The following is a 17798-nucleotide window of genomic DNA, read 5'->3' on the forward strand; positions in this document are numbered from 1 at the left end:
GCATAGCATCGGACCCCGCATGAACACGATGACTCTCTGGCACCTGTCCACGGCCGAGTTCGCGGCCCTCGCCTTCGCCGCCCTGCTCGTCGGCTTCTCGAAGACCGCCGTGAGCGGTGCCAACACGGTCAGCCTCGCGATCTTCGCGGCGGTCCTGCCGGCCCGCGCCTCGACCGGCGTCCTCCTGCCGATCCTCATCGTCGGGGACGTCCTCGCCGTACTCACCTACCGCCGGCACGCCCACTGGCCCACCCTGTGGAAGCTCTTCCCGGCGGTCGGCGCCGGCGTCGTCTTCGGCACCCTGTTCCTGATCTGGGCCGACGACCAGATCGTCCGCACCTCCATCGGCGCGATCCTGCTGCTGATGACGGCCGTCACGATCTGGCGCCGCCGCACGGTCGACAAGGACGACGAACCCGACGCGATCACCACCCGCGCGGGACGCGTGAAAGCCCGTTCGTACGGCGTCCTCGGCGGCTTCACCACGATGGTCGCCAACGCCGGCGGCCCCGTGATGTCCATGTACCTGCTCTCGGCGGGCTTCCGGAAGCTCGGCTTCCTGGGCACGTCGGCCTTCTTCTTCCTCATCGTCAACGTCTCCAAGGTCCCCTTCAGCGTGGGCCTCGGCCTCATCGACGCGCACTCCCTGCTGCTGGACGCCGCACTCGCCCTGTTCGTCGTGCCGGGCGCCTTCCTGGGCAAGTGGGCGGTGAACCGCATCAACCAGAAGCTGTTCGAACAGCTGGTGATCGTCGCGACGATCGCGGGCGGCCTGCAGCTCCTGCTCCGCTGAGGTCGCCGAACTTCCCCCTCCGTGTCCACCGCTGTCCGGCGTGTCGGTGCGCCCCCTCCGTATCCACCGGCGTCCCCACCGGTGTCCGGGACGAGCCGTCGCGTGGCCGCGCCGCCCCAGTCCCCGCGCCGCCCTAGTCCCCGCGCAACCGGGGAGCCCAGGCCTCCGCGTCCACCGCACGCCCGTCCCGCTCCACGACGCCCGCCAGCCGCCGTGCCCAGGCACCCACCCCGGCCAGATCGACGCCGTAGGGACGAGGCCGTCCGTTCCCGGCCCCCCACTCCTCGACGGCCCCCGCACCGCGCCGCAGCAGCCGCGCCCCGCCCCGTACGTTCCCGCGTGCCGAGTGCGTGAGCCCCACCGCGAGCTGGGCGAGCCCCCGCCACAGCGCGCGCTCCTCGTCGGGCCCGGACTTCCAGGCGTCCTCGAAGACCTCGTGCGCGTGGAACGGCTTCCCCGCGTCCAGCAGCGCCTGCGCCTCGACGACCGTGTCCCGGGGATCCCGCACGACTCCCTCGGGCTGCCGCTCCACACCCGGCGCCCCGTACGGCAGCGGGCGCCCCAGCCCGTCCCGGGGCCGTGCGCTCCGCGCCCGCCCCTCCTCGTCCCGGTCCCGCCCCTGCGCCGTCCCGTCATCCGCTGTCCCGCTCATGCCTCGATTGTCCCCCGCCGCTCACCGACTGCGGGGCAGGGGCCGACGTACGGTAAAGTTCTCAGTGCGCGATCACGCGGTTCACCGCGGACAGCGCACCGGGACGTGGCGCAGCTTGGTAGCGCACTTGACTGGGGGTCAAGGGGTCGCAGGTTCAAATCCTGTCGTCCCGACTCGAAGGAGTCGCAGCTCAGGGGCTGTTTCGGAGCTATCCGAGACGGCCCCTTCGCCGTGTGCGCTCACACGGGTTGCGGGGCGAAGGGACGCAGTTCGTCCGCTCCGGACCGGACGACGCCGTAGGTGCTCTCGGGGACCTCGTTCCAGGCGCCGGGCAGATCTCCCAGGGGTTCGGAGACGATGAGGCGGGTCTCGTCGGACACGTCCCGCAGGAACGCCAGGTCGGGGTGGAGCGAGCGCAGTGTCTCCACCCGGGTGCTGTAGAACAGCGAGCGTGACGTCTTCTGGCTGGAGTAGCGGAAGGCCCACAGCGCCTCTCCGTCCGTCACGGCGACCGTCATCTGCAGCGGGAACTCCACCCCGTGCTCGTGACCGGTCCGCTCCACCAGGCCCGCCATCCGCGCGACCGCGCCCGGAGGGTCCTCCTCCAGACCGAGCGTGAGCGCCAGGTAGAACATCAGCTCGGAGTCCGTCTGTCCTTCGATGTCGGCGAAGAGCTCCGGGGCGACGGCCATGGAGAGATCCCGCCGGAGCAGGTGGAAGTCGGTGATCGCGCCGTTGTGCATCCACATCCAGCGGCCGTGCCGGAACGGGTGGCTGTTGGTCTGCTGCACCGCCGTACCGGTCGAGGCCCGGATGTGGGCGAAGAACAGCGGGGAGCGGACGTGGTCGGCGATCTCCCGCAGATTGCGGTTGCTCCATGCCGGACCGGTGTCGCGGACGACCGCGGGCGTCTCCAGGTCACGTGAGTACCAGCCGATGCCGAAGCCGTCACCGTTGGTGGTCTCGACGCCGAGCCGGGAGTGCAGGCTCTGGTCGATCAGGGAGTGCGTCGGCCTGTAGAGGATGGTGTCGAGCAGGACGGGTGTTCCCGAGTAGGCGAGCCACCGGCACATCGGTTACCACCTTCCTGCCGAACGGGCCGTTGTGCACCTTCGGGCCGTTCGGGTCGAGGCGTGAATCGGCCTTCCCATGGTCGTCCGACAGCCCTTTGATCGCCACACGACGAGCACTCCGGTCGGCATCCGCGCAGACGCGCGTCCGTGTGCGAACAGGTACGAACATGTGCGACGGTCAGCTTCGATAACCCCGCAGCTTCCGGTACAGCGTGGCCCGGGCGATGCCCAGGGACGCCGCCGTACGGGCCTTGTTGCCGCCGTTGCGCTGGAGGGCCTCCAGGATGGCGGAGCGCTCGGCGTGCTCCATGGGGCTGAGGCGCCGGGTCGCGGGGCCCTCGCGCACGGGGTCCGGCAGTTCGGTGCGTCGGACGGGGCCGGAGGCCCGTCGGTGTTCGGCCAACGCCCGTACGAGATGGACGAGTTCGGTGACGTTGCCGGGCCACGGATGCCGTTCCAGGGCGCGCAGGGCGTCCAGTGTCCAGGTGAGCGGGGGCTGCCCGGGGACCGGCTTCGGAGCAAGGGCGGTCAGCAACTCCCTTATGTCCTCGGGTCGTTCACGCAGCGCGGGGAGGGTGACCGAGCGGGCGGCCAGGGTGTCCAGGAGCCGTTGGAGGCAGGGGCCCGGCGCTGCTCCGGGGGTGTAGGTGGCCAACAGGGGTGTGCCCGGATGCGTTTCGAGGAGTGAGTTGAGGGTCGCGGTGTCGGGCTGTGCGAGGCGTTCCACATGGCGGATGAGGAGCGCGTGGCCCTCCCTCAACACGTCGATGGAGGAGCCGAGTTCGCCCTCCGCCGCGTCGACGACCAGCAGTTCGGGGGCCAGTTCGTGTGCGAGCGCGGTCTTTCCGGTGCCGCGTTCGCCGACGAGCAGCAGCGGCTCGGACGACCGGGCCAGCTCCGTCGCACGGCCGACCGCGTGCCGCCACGGCACCGAGTGCCCGGCGAGTGTGACGACACCCCGCCCGACCGGCACGGCGGCGCCGGCTCCCAGCGGCTCCAGCACGGCGACCGCGCCGATGACCGACCCCTGGTGCGGCACCAGGGCGACCGTCGCGGAAAACCTCGCCCCGTCCGGCAGCCGGATGCGGTACGCGTGCGAAGCCACGTCGGTCACGGACACCGCTTCAGCCGCCGTCTCAGCTGCGATTTCAGTCACCGCTTCAGCCGCCACTTCAGCCACCGTTTCGGGTCCCGGCGCGGAATCGGCTCCGGTCGTACCCGAGACGCGACGGAACACGGCTTCCGCTTCCGTTCCCGGCTCACCGTCCGGCTCGGCCGTACCCGAGACCGTGTCGGACACCGCTTCGGGTGCCGACTCGGCGTCACGCCCGGCCGTCGTACCCGAGCAGCCAACGCCTTCGGGCCTCCCCTCGCCGTCCGCGTCCCGCAGCAGCGCGACCACGCTCCGCTCCAGGGCGTCCAGCCCCTCCAGTGACAACAGTCGCCCCGCGGCCTCGCTCACCAGACGGTTGCGGCCGTCCAGGGCGACGACGGCCTGCCCCTGCTCCCGCGCGGCCCGCAGATACGCGTCCAGCAGGACCCGCTCGGCCGGTTGTGACCGTGCCAGGAGCTCCGCCTCGACGGCACCGGCCGCGGCCTCGGCGAGGGAGGCCCACGGATGCGGAGCGCACTCGGCGCAGAGACCGGAGGTGACGGTGACGGTGACCGTGCCCAGGGTCCGCCCGGTCTCGGGCGCGAGCACGGGCACGCTGACCGCGGACACGTCCTGCCACAGATCGAGGAAGTGCTCCGGGCCGTGCACCTCGGCGCGGCGGCGGGTACGCAACGCGAGCGCCGCGCTGTTGTTGCCGACCACCTGCTCGGAGAGGTCCTCGCAACAGGGGGCGCCCGGCGCGCACCCGGTCGCCCACAGCACGCGCAGCCGCTCGTCGGTCAGCAGGAGTGCCGTCCGCCCGGTGCCGACGGCGGGAGCGAGCCGTTCGAGCACCGGCCGGGCCGCCGCCAACAGGGCGGACGCGTCCGGTCGTACGGCATCGCGGGGTGTGTCGGAGGAGGCCTGGTGCGGCGCGGCGGTCGCGGAGCCCGGCAGGTCGTGTCGTACGCCGAAGAACCGGGCACGCCGCCAGGCGGCGACGACCTCCTCCGGTACGCCCTCCGGCAGTCGGCGTCCTTCGAGGAACAACTCACGGGCCCTGCGCAGCGACGCCGGGGCAGGGTGGACGGGGAGACGCTCTGCGGTGGTCACGACACCACTCACCGTACCCGGCGAGGTTGAAGAAGCAACGACCACCCCGGGAGCCGTCGGCGGGCCGGTGAGCCCGCATCCACCCGTCCGCTTGAACGGGCCCCGTCCGCTTGAACGGGCCCGGCCCCGGCGCCGTATCCCGTACGACGCCCGCCCGGCAAACGGCGCGCACTGTCTCTTACCGTGCGCACTGTCTCTTATTGAGACACCCACGCTCCCGCGCGGCCCTCCATGATCTTGAACGGTCGGTGCCTGTTCTCATCCCTGGAGCGTCTGCCGTGCACACCGTCGAGCCGGATGTCGTGACCGATGTACTGATCGTGGGCAGTGGCCCCGCGGGCGCCTCCGCCGCGCTCGCCCTGAGCACGTACGGCGTCCCGAACATCGTGGTCACCCGCTACGCGCGTCTCGCCGACACGCCCCGGGCGCACATCACCAACCAGCGCACCATGGAGGTGCTGCGCGACCTCGGCGTCGAGGCCGAGGTCGTCGCGCAGGCCACGCCGCAGCGGCTGATGGGCGACACGACCTTCTGCACCAGCCTCGCGGGGGAGGAGCTGGGCCGGGTCCGCTCCTGGGGCAACGATCCGCTCGTCCAGGCCGCGCACGAACTGGCCAGTCCCACCCGTATGTGCGACATGCCGCAGCACCTCATGGAGCCCGTGCTCGTCGACGCGGCCGTCGCACGCGGCACCCAGCTGCGCTTCAGCACGGTCTACAAGTCCTTCGTCCAGGACGACGAGGGCGTCACGGTCACCGTCGAGGACCGGCTGCGCGGCGACGAGTACACCATCCGCGCCAAGTACCTCATCGGCGCCGACGGCGGCCGCTCCCAGGTCGCCGAGGACGCCGGGCTGCCGATGGGCGGCCAGATGGGCGTGGCCGGCAGCATCAACATCGTCTTCGACATGGACCTGTCCAAGTACACCGCGCACCGGCCGTCCACCCTCTACTGGGTGCTGGCTCCCGGCGCCACCGTCGGCGGCATCGGGGCGGGCCTGGTGCGGTGCGTGCGGCCCTGGAACGAGTGGCTGATCGTCTGGGGCTACGACGTCACCGCGGGCGCCCCCGACCTGACCACCGAGTACGCCGAGTCGATCGTCCGCAGGCTGGTCGGCGACGACGAGATCCCGGTGACCATCAAGTCGTCCGCGGCCTGGACCGTCAACGAGATGTACGCGGAGACCTACGCGAACGGGCGGGTCTTCTGCGCCGGCGACGCCACGCACCGCCACCCGCCGTCCAACGGCCTCGGCTCCAACACCTCCATCCAGGACGCCTACAACCTGGCCTGGAAACTCAAGCTCGTCCTCGACGGCACGGCGGCTCCCAAGCTGCTCGACACCTACACCACCGAACGCGCCCCGATCGGCAGGCAGATCGTCACCCGCGCCAACAAGTCCATCGGCGAGACCGCCCCCGTCTTCGAGGCGCTCGACGGGCTCTCCCCGCAGACCCCCGAGCAGTTGTGGGCCAACATCGCCGCCCGCAAGGACGACACCGAGGCCGCCGAGAAACAGCGGGCCAGGCTCCGCGAGGCGATCGCGTTCAAGGTGTACGAGTTCAACGCGCACGGCGTCGACCTCAACCAGCGGTACGTGTCGGAGGCGATCGTCCCCGACGGCACGCCCGACCCCGGCTTCGACCGCGACCCCGAGCTGTACCACCAGCCCACCTCCCGCCCCGGCGCCAGACTCCCGCACGCCTGGATCACCTCGGGCACCCGCACCCTGTCCACCCTCGACACCGTCGGCCGGGGCCGCTTCACCCTGCTCACCGGCATCGGCGGCGCCGACTGGATCCGGGCCGCCGGGGCCCAGGACCTGGAGATCGCCACCGCCGTCATCGGCCCCGGCCAGGAGTACGAGGACCCGTACGGCGACTGGGCACGGCTCAGCGAGGTGGCGGACGGCGGAGCCCTCCTCGTACGGCCGGACGGGTACGTCGCCTTCCGCCACGCGACGGCGACCGCGTCCCCGGAGGAGGCCGAGCGGTTGCTGACCGGGGCGGTGCGGCGGATCCTCGGCCATGGCTGACCGGAAGGGCCCCCAGACATGACCACCGAATTCACCACCCGTCTCACCGAGGCGGTCGTCGACAGCCTCGACGGCACGGCCGACCCGCGCCTGCGCGAGCTGCTCGCCGCTCTCACCCGCCACCTCCACGCCTTCGTCCGGGAGACCGAGCCCACGATGGCGGAGTGGGAGCGGGCGATCGACTTCCTCACGGCGACCGGACAGACCTGCACGGACACCCGGCAGGAGTTCGTCCTCCTGTCGGACGTCCTCGGCGTGTCGATGCTCGTCGAGACGATCAACAGCGACGAGCGCGCAGGCGTGACGGAGTCGACGGTCCTCGGGCCGTTCCACATGACCGAGTCCCCGGCCCGGGAACTCGGCGCGGACATCGACCTGGTCGGCGGCGGCGAGCCGTGCGTGGTCAGCGGGCGCGTACTGTCCCGGGACGGCACCGCACTGCCCGGCGCGGTCCTCGACGTCTGGCAGGCGAACGCCGAGGGCTACTACGACGTCCAGCAGCCCGACGTCCAGCCGGCGGGCAACGGCCGGGGACTGTTCACGGCGGACGCCGAGGGCCGCTTCTGGTTCCGCACCTGCGTGCCGAGCCCGTACCCCATCCCCACGGACGGCCCCGTCGGTGACCTGCTCCGGGCGACGGCCCGGCACCCCTACCGCCCGGCCCACATCCACTTCATCGCCTCGGCCGAGGGACACACTCCCGTCACCACCCACATCTTCGTGGCCGGCAGCGACCACCTCGACTCGGACGCGGTCTTCGCGGTCAAGGACAGCCTCGTCCAGGACTTCACGGAGACCGACGATCCTTCCCTGGCACGGCGGTTCGGCATCCCGAACCCCTTCCGCCACGCCCGCTTCGACCTCGTACTCAACGCGGCCGGCCCACTCGAACCGCACAACTCGGGGCGGTCGTGATGGAGTTCGTGTACGAGGCCCAGCCCATGCGGGTCGTCATGCGTCCCGGCGCGGCGGTGACGGCGGTGCCGGGGGAGGCCGAACGGCTGGGACTGCGGCGGCTGTTGGTGGTGTGCGGACCGAGGGGGGCCGAGACGGCCCGGGCTGTCGCGGACTCACTCGGTGACCTGTGTGCCGGACTGTTCGCGGAGGCTCGCCAGCACGTACCGGTGGAGGTGGCCGACCGAGCGGTGCGAGCGGCGCGGTCCGTGGACGCGGACGGCTGCGTGGCCGTCGGCGGGGGCTCGGCGATCGGGCTGGGCAAGGCGATCGCGCTCCGCACCGAACTGCCGTTGATCGCCGTGCCGTCGACGTACTCCGGCTCCGAGATGACCCCGGTCTGGGGCCTGACCGAGCACGGTGCCAAGCGCACCGGCCGCGCCCCTGCGGTCCTGCCGCGCAGTGTCGTCTACGACCCCGAACTCACCCTCTCCCTCCCGGTTCCCCTCTCCGTGACCAGCGGCATCAACGCGGTCGCCCACGCCGCCGAGGCCCTGTACGCGCCGGACGCCTCGCCGCTGGTGTCGCTGACGGCACAGGAGGGCGCCCGGGCCATGGTGGGCGCACTGCCCGGTGTGGCGGCCGACCCGGGGGACCTGGAGGCGCGCGGCCGTGCCCTCTACGGTGCCTGGCTCTGCGGTGCCGCGCTCGGCGCGACCACCATGGGCCTGCACCACAAGCTGTGCCACGTCCTCGGTGGCACCTTCGGCCTCCCCCACGCCGAGACCCACACGGTCGTCCTCCCGTACGCCCTCGCCTACAACGCCCCAGCCGCCCCCGACGCCCTGGCGGCACTCGGCCGAGCCCTCGCCACCGACCACGCCGCCCAGGCCCTGTGGGACCTGTCGGGCACCCTCGGCGCGCCCCGATCGCTGGCCGAACTCGGCCTCACACAGGCCGACTTGGCGGCGGCCGCAGCCGAGGTGGCGGGTCAGGCGTACCCCAACCCGCGCGAGATCACCGCGGCGGACGCCCTGGAGGTCCTGCGGGCGGCGTACGGCGGCGACCGGCCTCCGGCGTGGTCCTGAGCGACGCGAACGGAAGACGCGAACCGAAGACGCGAACGAGGACGTGAACCGACGGCGTGAACCGACGGCGTGAACCGACGGCGTGAACCGACGGCGCGAACCGACCACGCGAAGAGAAGACGAGAACCGAAAGGTGAACACCATGCCCCTCGGACTGCTCCGGCGGCGATTCAGGAATGCCCCCGGAGGCGCCGCGGGCGCCACGATTCCGGTCCCGGACGGCGCGGGTGTCGTCCTCCGCGAAGTACTGGACCCGGTGAACCAACCCATGGGCGCGGCCGATGTGATCGTGACGGAACTGCGCAGCCACCGCGTCGCGGCCCGCGGCGCCACGGACCCGTACGGCTTCTTCATGGCCGTGCTGCCGCCGGGCGCCTACAGCATGCTGATCATGGCCGAGGGACTGGAACCGCACCGCGAGACGGTCGAGATCGTCGCGGACGCCGGTGTCTCCCGGGAGCGGGTGTGGCTCCAGTCGGCCCGCGCCCTCGAACTCCCGCCCCCCGGGACCTGGCTCTTCGACCCGCCGCACACCGCGATCCGCTTCATCGCCAAGCACGTCGGAATGGCCCATGTGCACGGCCGTTTCGAACGCTTCGAGGGCGGCCTCGCGGTCGCCCAGGACATGACCCGGTCCCGCGTCCAGGTGCGCATCGACGCGTCCAGCATCAACACCGGCAACAACACCCGCGACACACACCTGCGCTCCGCCGACTTCCTCGACGTCGAACGCTTCCCGTACATCGACTTCACCAGCACCCGCTTCGCCTACCGCGGCGGCAGCAAGTGGACCCTCCAGGGCAGCCTCACCATGCACGGCGTCAGCCGCTCCGTGTCCCTGGACACCACCTACCTCGGCACCGTCAACGGCGGCTACGGCGAGGAACTCCGCTGCGCCGCCCTCGCCAAGTCCGAACTCCACCGCGAGGACTACACCCTCAACTGGCGTTCCATGCTCGCCCGTGGCATCGCGGTCGTCGGCCCGACCATTCAGCTGGAACTGGACGTCCAGGCGATGTACCGCACGCACGACACACCCACGCCGCCGGAGTAGCGGGCAAAGTCCGCGCGATATCCGCTCAATCCCCCTGTCCAAGACCGGCCGGCCATTTCCTGTCATCCACTGCCGAGAACTCGACGGTCATGTATGCCCATTGGGCCACGGTGGCAAGGAATGGCCGAGGGGGCTCCCTGACGCTCCGGAGGGAATACATCCGAGCGGGGCAGCTTCGCCGCGCCCATCGGCTCTCAGGGAGGCGGCAAGGCATGGACGCGCCTCGGAACAGCCACATCAGTACAGAGCTGGCCGACATCCGCGAAGTGTCGCCGGCTCTGCTGGAGGCGGAGGCCGGCAAGGACATGGCGTTCGGCCAGGCCGTACGGCGGCCCTGCTGGCCTCCCGCCCCCCGCGTCGATCTCCTGCTGCCGCACGGCACTTGGGACACCCCACCCCCTGGACTCGCGGATCGGTGGCACCGGATACCCCCCGCCCCGCCGGTGACCGCCCAGGGAACGCCGGCCCGCCCGGGGAAGGCGCCGTACGCCGACTGGCTGCGGCGGGTCTTCGACCGTTGGTACGACGCCCCCGCACGGGAAACGGGAAACGGGAGTCCGGCTCTTCGAAGAGCTGATGGTGGGCGTTCTCGGGAGCTCGATGCGCACCGAGTCCGTGGGGCCGGCCCCGGCCGTCATCGAGACCGACGGTTCCATCGAGCAGTCCGACTCCCTCAAGGTCGCGTACGAAGGCGCGCCGGAGACGGGACTCGACGTCTTCCGCCACAGCTTCGACGACGTTCTCGACGAGCCACTGATCCGTCAACGGCAGGCGGGCGCGGACGGGTTGGGGCCCGCCTGCGGGCGCTGCCCGCTGGTCGCCGTGTGCGGGGGTGGGCTCTTCGCCCACCGGTACGCCGCCGGGAGCGGCTTCCGTAACCCGTCCGGTCTACTGCGCCGACCTGGCCCCGCTCATCCTGCACATCCGGGCCTGGGTCCGGGCCGATCTCGCCGTACCACCGCAGGGCCTGCCCGAACTGGACGTCAGGGGTACGTAGGGTAGGGTTTACCTGCGCGTTCACACACGACATCGTGGACAGCGCGACGGGACGTGGCGCAGCTTGGTAGCGCACTTGACTGGGGGTCAAGGGGTCGCAGGTTCAAATCCTGTCGTCCCGACTTGCGGAGCAGCAGGTTGGAAGCCGTATCGGTGCATGCCGGTACGGCTTTTTCGTCGGTCGCCACGGCCGGGCGCGTCTCGGTGGAGCGACGCTCTCAAGATCTGGTCGGAATCGGAATCGGAATCGGGATCGGGATCGGGATCGGGGTCGGGGCCGGGGTCGCGCTCGTGCCGGGGGAGGGGGAGCCGTTGTACGCGCGCTCGCAGTACGGCCAGTCGTCGAAGTCGCCCGCGCGTTCCCACAGGCGGTGGGCCGCCTGGATGTTCCACTCAGGATCCAGTGCCTTGCGCGGGGTTCCGCCGAGCCTGCCCAGCCGGGCGTCGGAGATCTGGATGGCCACCACGCCGGCCGCCGCGAGTGGGACGTACAGCGGGCTCGCGTACGTCTACGGTGGCGACACCTACCGACGGGGACGGTGCCACGAGGCTCGCCGGCTACAACTACCGCACCTGCTCCTGACACCGCGCGCCCGCCACCGGCGGCGCGTCACGCGGCCGACGTTCCGCGCATGCCTCTCCACGGCCACGGGGAGGGGCATGCGCGGTGGCCGTTCCCGCCGCGCTCAGCCACCGCCGTCGAGGTCGGCCCGTCGGCGCAGCACGCTCAGCTCGTGGCCGAGGAGCCGCATCTCGTAGAGCTTGCCGCGCGCGTTCTCGAAGGGGCGGTGGAGGATCAGCATCAGGCGTCCGTCGAAGGTGTGGAAGAGCATGCCGTGGCCGCTGTCCTCCCGGACCAGGGGCCGCTGTTGCTCCCACGGCCCCGTCAGGTCGCCGGACCTGGAGACCGCGTAGGTCTGCACATAGCCGCCGCTGACGGTGCCGTCGTCGCCGGCCACGTTCTTCTCGTATGTCGACCACAGCATGAGCAGGGAGCCGTCGGGCGTGCGGTACAGCTGGGGGCCGTCGGTGATGTAGGGCGCGAGCTGGTGCGGCACCCCGGCGGGGATCTGCTCGGTGAGCCAGTTCGCGTCCGAGGCCTTGAACAGGAAGACCGGGTCGCCGATGGTCCGGGTCAGGTCCGGGGCCAGCCGGATCGCCTCCATGGTTCCGTCGACGGTCTGCAGCCACTCGTGCGCGTACACCATCCAGGGCTGCCCGGACGGATCGACGTGGAGGGTGCCGTCGAGGGTCATGAGGTTCTCGGGCGGAGTGGGGCGTGCGGGGTCCACGACGGTGAAGGGGCCCAACAGCGAATCGGAGACGGCCGTGATCGTGCCGCGCATGTGGTTCGGGAGCTGGAAGGGCGAGCCCCACCTGTTGGCCGGCGGTACCTTGAGCGGCTTGTCCTGGTCGTGCAGCGTGGTGAACAGGTAGTGCCTGCCGTCCCAGGAGTGCACCTCCGGCGCCCACGCCCCGTCGGTCGCCCAGATCCCCTGCTGCTCGGCCGTCCGGAAGACCACGACCGGGCGCGTCCAGTCCCGCAGGTCGGCGCTGCGGTAGACCATCGTGCCGGTGCCGTCCACGCCCGAGACGGTCGGGTCGTTGGACGTGTAGAGGTAGTAGGTGCGGGTCTCGTCGTCGGCGACTATGAACGGATCATGCAGCGGCATGTCGGGGAGCCGCATGTCGGGTAGCCGTATCGGTTCGGTCTCGGTCACCGTCGAAGAATAGTGAGCGAAGAGCGTTGACTTCGCGTGCACTTCAAGTTGAAGACTGCCGTTCAGGCCCGGGAGCCGGGCGGAACGGGAGGCAACGGCATGAAGTACCGCACGATGGGCAGTGACCCGGCGACCCGTCGCGAGGTGAGCGTGCTCGCGCTCGGCGCGATGCTGTTCGGCTCGCGGACGGACGAGAGGACCTCCTTCGCGATACTCGACCGCTACGTCGAAGCGGGCGGGAACTTCATCGACACGTCCGACAACTACGCCTTCTGGCTCGACGCGGGGCAGGGCGGCCAGAGCGAGGAACTGCTCGGACGGTGGCGGCGCAGCCGGGGCGTCGGGGACGAGATCGTCATGGCCACCAAGCTCGGTGCCCGGCCCCTCGCGCCCGGCACCAGCTATGTCGACAACGCCGAGGGGCTGTCGGCGAAGGTGATCCGGGAGTCGGCGGAGCGCAGCCGCGAGCGGCTCGGGGTGGAGCGGCTCGACCTGCTCTACGCGCACATCGAGGACCGTACGGTGTCGGCGCGGGAGACCGTCGAGGGGTTCGCGGAACTCGTCGCGGAGGGCACGGTCGGACTGCTCGGCGTGAGCAACCACGCCGTGTGGCGGGTGGAGCGGGCCCGCGCCCTCGCCGCCGCGGCGGGGCTGCCCGGCTACGAGGTGCTCCAGTACCACCACAGCTATCTGCGCCCGCGCACCGACGTCCCGAGCGACCTCTGGGCGGACGGCACCCTGGGCGCGGCCACGGCGGACCTGCTGAGCTACCTGGAGGCGGAGCCCGACCTCACCCTGGTCGCCTACTCCCCGCTGCTCAAGGGCGGGTACGTACGGCCGGCGGAGCTGCCCTCCGACTACGACCACCCGGGCACCCCCGCCCGGACGAAGGTGCTGGGCGAGGTGGCGCGGGAGACCGGGGCCACCGTCAACCAGGTGGTCCTCGCCTGGCAGTTGGGCGGGCGGTTCCCGATCGTTCCGCTGGCCGGGGTGTCGTCGGTGGCGCAACTGGAGGAGAACCTGGGTGCGGTGGAGCTGGAGCTGACGGAGGATCAGCGGGCCAGGCTGGACGCCGCGCACTGAACCGCGCGGGTCCGGCGCGCCCGCGCTCGGGTCAGGCCTGACCGACGTTCGTCGTGAGGAGCCGCAGCAACTGCTTGGTCATGGTGTGCTGTTCGGGCGTCAGCCCCATGGCCTCGCCGATGTCCACGGGGACGGTCCGGGCCCGCTCCTCGAGCTGGGCGCCGGACTCGGTGAGCCGGATGGCGACGGAGCGCTCGTCGTCCGTGCGGCGCTCGCGGCGGAGCAGGCCGCCGGCCTCCAGGCGCTTGAGCAGGGGGGAGAGGGTGCTGGACTCCAGCTGGAGCGCGGCGCCCAGGTCGCGTACGGAGATCGAGTCCTGCTCCCAGAGCGCGAGCATGACCAGGTACTGCGGATAGGTCAGCCCCAGCTCGTCGAGCAGCGGCCGGTAGCGGGCCGTGACCGCGCGCGAGGCGGCGTACAGGGCGAAACAGAGCTGGTCGTCCAGGAGCAGGCTGTGTCCCGGTGCCGCCGCCGGGTCCTGTGTCGTCCCGGTCGTGCTCGCGATGTCGCCGGCTGTGCTCACGGTGTCGCTCCTCGGTCCCGCGCTCTGGATGACGATCTCCCACCCTACCTTCGAGTCTCCTCGATTATATCGACCACATAATAATCGGACGTTAGATAGTCGGGCAATAATTAGTTGTGCACGACCTAGTCGCACGCTACTGTTGTGCTGTGCCGCCGACCCGGCGAACGACGCCGAACGAGCCTGCCCGCGGTACCGGATCCGAGGAGATCGCCATGTCCGAGACCACCACCGGCCCCCGTCCCGTCCTGGAACCCGCCGCCGCGGAGTTCGCGGCGGCGACCGCGAATCCGCCGTACCTCTTCGACCTCGGCCCGGTGGAGGGCCGTAAGACCGTCGACGAGGTGCAGTCGGGCGACATCGGGAAGCCGGCCGTGGACGAGGAATGGGTGACCGTGCCGGGCGGCCCCACCGGTGAGGTCAAGGCCCGTATCGTCCGCCCGGTGGGTGCCAAAGGTGTTCTTCCGGTGATCCTCTACATCCACGGGGCCGGCTGGGTCTTCGGCAACGCCCACACCCACGACCGGCTGGTGCGCGAGCTGGCCGTGGGCGCCCGGGCCGCGGTTGTCTTCCCCGAGTACGACCTTTCGCCCGAGGCCCGCTACCCGGTGGCCGTCGAGCAGAACTACGCGGTGGCCCGCTGGATCGTCGCCGAGGGCGCCGGCCACTACCTGGACGCCACCCGCATCGCCGTGGCCGGCGACTCCGTCGGCGGCAACATGGCCGCCGCGCTGACCCTGATGGCCAAGGAGCGGGGTGACGTCCCCCTGGTCCAGCAGGTGCTCTTCTACCCGGTCACCGACGCCGCCTTCGACACCGGTTCCTACCGCCAGTTCGGCGAGGGCTACTTCCTGCGGCGGGACGGCATGCAGTGGTTCTGGGACCAGTACACGACCAGTGAGAAGGAGCGCGCCGAGATCACCGTCTCACCGCTGCGCGCCACCCCCGGGCAGCTCAAGGGCCTGCCCCCGGCCCTCGTGATCACCGCCGAGGCCGATGTCCTGCGCGACGAGGGCGAGGCGTACGCCGCCAAACTGCGGGAGGCCGGGGTGCCGGTGACCGCCGTGCGTTACCAGGGCATCATCCACGACTTCGTCATGCTCGACGCCCTGCGGGGGACGCGTGCCGCCGAGGCCGCGATCGGGCAGGCGGTCGCCACCCTGCGCACGGCCCTCGGCACCGACTGACCGTACGACCCGGGGAAAAGCGCGCCGCCCCGGCCGGGAGTGATCCCGGCCGGGGCGGTGGTGTGCGGGCGTGCGGGCCCGCACGGGGTGTGTGGGGTCAGGCTCAGGCGAAGTTCGCCAGCGCCTCGTTCCACGTGGCCGACGGGCGCATGACCGCGGCGGCCTTGGCGGGGTCGGGCTGGTAGTAGCCGCCGATGTCGGCGGGCTTGCCCTGGACGGCGATCAGCTCGTCGACGATGGTCTGCTCGTTCGCCGAGAGGGTCTCGGCGAGCGGGGCGAAGGCCTTGGCCAGGTCGGCGTCGTCGGTCTGGGCGGCCAGCTCCTGGGCCCAGTACAGGGACAGGTAGAAGTGGCTGCCGCGGTTGTCGATGCCGCCGACGCGACGCGAGGGGGACTTGTCCTCGTTGAGGAAGGTCGCCGTGGCGCGGTCGAGGGTGTCGGCGAGGACCTTGGCGCGGGCGTTGCCGGTGACCGTCGCGTACTGCTCCAGGGACGGGACCAGGGCGAAGAACTCGCCCAGGGAGTCCCAGCGCAGGTAGTCCTCCTTGACCAGCTGCTGGACGTGCTTCGGGGCGGAGCCGCCCGCGCCCGTCTCGAACAGGCCGCCGCCCGCCATCAGCGGGACGACCGACAGCATCTTGGCGCTGGTGCCCAGCTCCAGGATCGGGAACAGGTCGGTGAGGTAGTCACGCAGCACGTTGCCGGTCACCGAGATCGTGTCCTCGCCGCGGCGGATGCGTTCCACCGACAGCTTGGTGGCCTCGACCGGGGCGAGGATACGGATGTCCAGGCCCTCGGTGTCGTGCTCCGCCAGGTACGCGTTGACCTTGGCGATCAGGTTGGCGTCGTGCGCGCGGGTCTCGTCCAGCCAGAACACCGCCGGGTCGCCGGTGGCGCGGGCGCGGGTGACGGCCAGCTTCACCCAGTCGCGGATCGGGGCGTCCTTGGTCTGGCAGGCGCGGAAGATGTCACCGGCGGAGACCGTCTGCTCCAGCACCACGTCGCCGGCCTGGTCGACGAGGCGGACCGTGCCGGTGACCGGGATCTCGAAGGTCTTGTCGTGGGAGCCGTACTCCTCGGCCTTCTGCGCCATGAGGCCGACGTTCGGGACCGAGCCCATCGTCGACGGGTCGTAGGCGCCGTTGGCGCGGCAGTCGTCGACGACGACCTGGTAGACACCGGAGTACGAGGAGTCCGGGAGCACCGCGAGGGTGTCGGCCTCCTGGCCGTCCGGGCCCCACATGTGGCCGGAGGTGCGGATCATGGCCGGCATCGAGGCGTCGACGATGACGTCGGACGGCACGTGCAGGTTGGTGATGCCCTTGTCGGAGTCGACCATCGCCAGCGCCGGGCCCTCGGCGAGCTCGGCGTCGAAGGAGGCCTTGATCTCGGCGCCCTCCGGCAGGGCCTCCAGGCCCTTGTGGATGCCGCCCAGACCGTCGTTCGGGGACAGACCGGCCGCGGCCAGCGTCTCGCCGTACTTCGCGAAGGTCTTCGGGAAGAAGGCGCGCACCACGTGACCGAAGACGATCGGGTCGGAGACCTTCATCATCGTGGCCTTGAGGTGCACCGAGAACAGCACGTCCTCGGCCTTGGCGCGGGCGACCTGCGCGGTCAGGAACTCGCGCAGCGGGGCGACGCGCATGACGGAGGCGTCGACGACCTCGCCGGCCAGGACCGGTACGGACTCGCGCAGCACGGTGGTCGAGCCGTCGTCGCCGACCAGCTCGATCTTCAGCGCGCCGTCCTCGGCGATGACCGCGGACTTCTCGGTGGAGCGGAAGTCGTCCTCACCCATGGTCGCGACGTTCGTCTTCGAGTCGGCGGACCAGGCGCCCATGCGGTGCGGGTGGTTCTTGGCGTAGTTCTTGACCGAGGCGGGGGCGCGGCGGTCGGAGTTGCCCTCACGCAGGACCGGGTTCACGGCGGAACCCTTGATCTTGTCGTAGCGGGCGCGGATCTCGCGCTCCTCGTCGGACTTCGGGTCGTCCGGGTAGTCCGGCAGCGCGTAGCCCTGGCTCTGCAGCTCGGCGACCGCGGCCTTCAGCTGCGGGATCGACGCCGAGATGTTCGGCAGCTTGATGATGTTCGCCGCGGGCGTCTTGGCCAGCTCGCCCAGCTCCGAGAGGGCGTCGGGGATGCGCTGGCCCTCCTCCAGGTACTCCGGGAAGACCGCGATGATGCGCCCGGCCAGCGAGATGTCACGGGTCTCGACGGAGACACCGGCCTGCGAGGCGTACGCCTTGATCACGGGCAGGAACGAGTGGGTCGCCAGGGCGGGCGCCTCGTCAGTGTGCGTGTAGATGATGGTCGAGTCAGTCACCGGGTGCTCCGCTCCACGTCTGCAACATTGCTCGACATCAAGATATCTCGTGACGGGGCCGGACTCGACAGGGGCCGGGGTGTGGGTGTGCGTGGCACCACGGATGTTCTTCGCCCCCGCCGCCCCTACCCGTCCCATCCCCAGGGGGCTGCGCGCCCCTTCGACCCCC

Annotated in this window: 15 protein-coding genes and 2 tRNA genes; 10 read left to right on the forward strand and 7 right to left on the reverse strand. The window is 71.1% G+C overall.

The window, feature by feature from the left end:
- Window positions 1-19: 19 nt before the first annotated feature.
- The gene (locus OG272_RS42070) at window positions 20-793 is read left to right on the forward strand and encodes a sulfite exporter TauE/SafE family protein (protein WP_326574480.1); all 774 of its coding nucleotides are present in this window, start codon (window positions 20-22) and stop codon (window positions 791-793) included.
- Between the two features lie 133 nt (window positions 794-926).
- Here OG272_RS42070 and OG272_RS42075 read toward each other — a convergent pair whose 3' ends face one another.
- A complete protein-coding gene (locus tag OG272_RS42075; protein WP_327726732.1) occupies window positions 927-1445 on the reverse strand; it encodes a DUF309 domain-containing protein in 519 nt (172 codons plus the stop codon).
- 99 nt (window positions 1446-1544) lie between these two features.
- On the opposite strand from OG272_RS42075, the gene OG272_RS42080 reads away from it, so the two are divergent.
- Window positions 1545-1618, forward strand: a tRNA-Pro gene (locus OG272_RS42080).
- A 66-nt stretch (window positions 1619-1684) separates the two neighbouring features.
- Here the strand turns inward: OG272_RS42080 and OG272_RS42085 are convergent.
- Window positions 1685-2518 (reverse strand): class II glutamine amidotransferase, encoded by an 834-nt coding sequence (locus tag OG272_RS42085; RefSeq protein ID WP_328224454.1) that lies wholly within the window; start codon window positions 2516-2518, stop codon window positions 1685-1687.
- Window positions 2519-2696: 178 nt separating this feature from the next.
- Window positions 2697-4724 (reverse strand): helix-turn-helix domain-containing protein, encoded by a 2028-nt coding sequence (locus OG272_RS42090; protein ID WP_405895777.1) that lies wholly within the window; start codon window positions 4722-4724, stop codon window positions 2697-2699.
- Between the two features lie 278 nt (window positions 4725-5002).
- Here OG272_RS42090 and OG272_RS42095 point away from each other — a divergent pair, with 278 nt between their 5' ends.
- From OG272_RS42095 to OG272_RS42120, 6 genes are all read left to right on the forward strand, one after another.
- Window positions 5003-6760 carry an FAD-dependent monooxygenase gene (locus OG272_RS42095; protein WP_326574476.1) on the forward strand — a complete coding sequence of 586 codons (1758 nt, stop codon included), beginning with the start codon at window positions 5003-5005 and terminating at the stop codon, window positions 6758-6760.
- An 18-nt stretch (window positions 6761-6778) separates the two neighbouring features.
- A complete protein-coding gene (locus tag OG272_RS42100; protein WP_327726729.1) occupies window positions 6779-7675 on the forward strand; it encodes an intradiol ring-cleavage dioxygenase in 897 nt (298 codons plus the stop codon).
- Window positions 7675-8742: a maleylacetate reductase gene (locus OG272_RS42105; RefSeq protein WP_326574474.1), complete on the forward strand. Its 1068-nt coding sequence runs from the start codon at window positions 7675-7677 to the stop codon at window positions 8740-8742. Before OG272_RS42100 ends, OG272_RS42105 begins: the two co-directional genes overlap by 1 nt.
- Window positions 8743-8884: 142 nt before the next feature.
- Window positions 8885-9796: a YceI family protein gene (locus OG272_RS42110; RefSeq protein ID WP_326574473.1), complete on the forward strand. Its 912-nt coding sequence runs from the start codon at window positions 8885-8887 to the stop codon at window positions 9794-9796.
- A gap of 600 nt (window positions 9797-10396) precedes the next feature.
- Window positions 10397-10798 carry a hypothetical protein gene (locus OG272_RS42115; RefSeq protein WP_405895778.1) on the forward strand — a complete coding sequence of 134 codons (402 nt, stop codon included), beginning with the start codon at window positions 10397-10399 and terminating at the stop codon, window positions 10796-10798.
- Between the two features lie 42 nt (window positions 10799-10840).
- Window positions 10841-10914 (forward strand) — tRNA-Pro (locus OG272_RS42120).
- 96 nt (window positions 10915-11010) lie between these two features.
- Here OG272_RS42120 and OG272_RS42125 read toward each other — a convergent pair.
- Entirely contained in the window at window positions 11011-11259 is a 249-nt protein-coding gene (locus OG272_RS42125) for a hypothetical protein (RefSeq protein WP_405895779.1), read from the reverse strand.
- Between the two features lie 219 nt (window positions 11260-11478).
- Window positions 11479-12513: a glycoside hydrolase family 43 protein gene (locus tag OG272_RS42130; RefSeq protein ID WP_326574470.1), complete on the reverse strand. Its 1035-nt coding sequence runs from the start codon at window positions 12511-12513 to the stop codon at window positions 11479-11481.
- A gap of 99 nt (window positions 12514-12612) precedes the next feature.
- Between OG272_RS42130 and OG272_RS42135 the strand changes: the two genes are divergently transcribed.
- Complete coding sequence (locus tag OG272_RS42135) at window positions 12613-13596, forward strand: aldo/keto reductase (protein WP_327726727.1); 984 nt, start codon at window positions 12613-12615, stop codon at window positions 13594-13596.
- 31 nt (window positions 13597-13627) lie between these two features.
- On the opposite strand, the gene OG272_RS42140 is transcribed toward OG272_RS42135, so the two are convergent.
- Window positions 13628-14047: a transcriptional regulator, SarA/Rot family gene (locus OG272_RS42140; protein WP_326585523.1), complete on the reverse strand. Its 420-nt coding sequence runs from the start codon at window positions 14045-14047 to the stop codon at window positions 13628-13630.
- Between the two features lie 287 nt (window positions 14048-14334).
- On the opposite strand from OG272_RS42140, the gene OG272_RS42145 reads away from it, so the two are divergent.
- A complete protein-coding gene (locus tag OG272_RS42145; protein WP_326574468.1) occupies window positions 14335-15306 on the forward strand; it encodes an alpha/beta hydrolase in 972 nt (323 codons plus the stop codon).
- A gap of 103 nt (window positions 15307-15409) precedes the next feature.
- Here OG272_RS42145 and OG272_RS42150 read toward each other — a convergent pair whose 3' ends face one another.
- Window positions 15410-17629, reverse strand: coding sequence for an NADP-dependent isocitrate dehydrogenase (locus OG272_RS42150; RefSeq protein ID WP_326574467.1), 2220 nt, complete (start codon window positions 17627-17629; stop codon window positions 15410-15412).
- Window positions 17630-17798 lie beyond the last annotated feature (169 nt).

This window comes from Streptomyces sp. NBC_00104 (genome assembly GCF_045160825.1).
GTDB lineage: Bacteria > Actinomycetota > Actinomycetes > Streptomycetales > Streptomycetaceae > Streptomyces.